Raw genomic sequence first — 1,099 nt, 5'->3', positions numbered from 1 at the left:
GATATCGACTTACCGACAAGTTCTGCTAATTCATCTATCTAAACTACCAACCAATCACACATCAACATAAAACAAAAAAGGTCACCCAAACGGGTGACCTTCCTTTCTTATTCACAAACGAGAATTTGTCTAGTAAATGATCCTTTTCTTGTAACACAGCGATCTGTAATTTCGAATCCTGCTTCATGGATCATGTCGTCCATTGTTTCCATCGTGACAACGACTACCTTTTTAGCGATGCGGCGCGCACTTGAAAGAATGGAGAACTGGTCTTCTGGTGTTGCATGCGTAAATAAGTCATACGGCATATCGATAATGGCAACGTCGTAGTTCTCAGTAATTTCCTCTATTGGACCTTTTGTTACTGTTCCTTCAAACCCGAAATGTGCGATGTTCTTTCTCGTTCCAAGAACCACAAGTGGATTTATATCTCTACCGACGATGTTAATTCCCATAGAAAGTGCTTCTACTACTACTGTTCCAATACCGCAGCACGGGTCAATTGCTCGTACTCCATCTGGATTTGGTACAGCAATATTTGCAACTGATCTCGCAACACGAGTGCTAAGAGATGTCGAATAACTATGCGGTTTTTTTATGTGATGATACCAAACTGGTTCACTTTCTACATAGTGTCCGAAGTACCAGCGTCCTCCAAGAGGAACAATCCCAAATACACGCTCTGGATTGCGAACATCAGCTTCTCCTTCAATATGCATACCGAGGTCGCGTTCAATGAGACGTCTTTCTCCATATTCAATTTTATTCTCTCCAACGAGGTCATTGATTTTAACGAAGATAACTTTAAATGATGCCCCGGCCAAATCAATTTGTTCCACTTGTTTTAGAATACTTTCTAAGTCGTCTCCTTCATACATAACCTCAACGCGCTCTTTCATAAACGCACTTCTACTTGGATCAATTTTGACATCACTTTTCAAAATATTAACGTGGGACTCCATTCCAAAGAACGAGCGCATTTCCAAGTAACATAAAGCACGCTCCTCCTCGCGAAATGCATACGTATATATACAGGCAGGTGTTTTACTATAATTATTCAATCTATTATCATCCTCTATCAATACTTATTCGTATAAAA

At 40.0% G+C, this 1,099-nt stretch carries 1 protein-coding gene; it reads right to left on the bottom strand.

What is annotated here, in order from left to right; genetic code table 11:
- Positions 1–107: 107 nt before the first annotated feature.
- Positions 108–1,061, bottom strand: a complete 954-nt coding sequence (locus tag KI369_RS22695) for a TRM11 family SAM-dependent methyltransferase (RefSeq protein ID WP_212957476.1) — start codon at positions 1,059–1,061, stop codon at positions 108–110.
- Between the last annotated feature and the right edge of the window lie 38 nt (positions 1,062–1,099).

The organism is Bacillus sanguinis (assembly GCF_018332475.1).
Lineage (GTDB): Bacteria > Bacillota > Bacilli > Bacillales > Bacillaceae_G > Bacillus_A > Bacillus_A sanguinis.
Note: the sequence above shows the minus strand (reverse complement) of the source record. Positions and strands in the feature narration are given on the sequence as shown.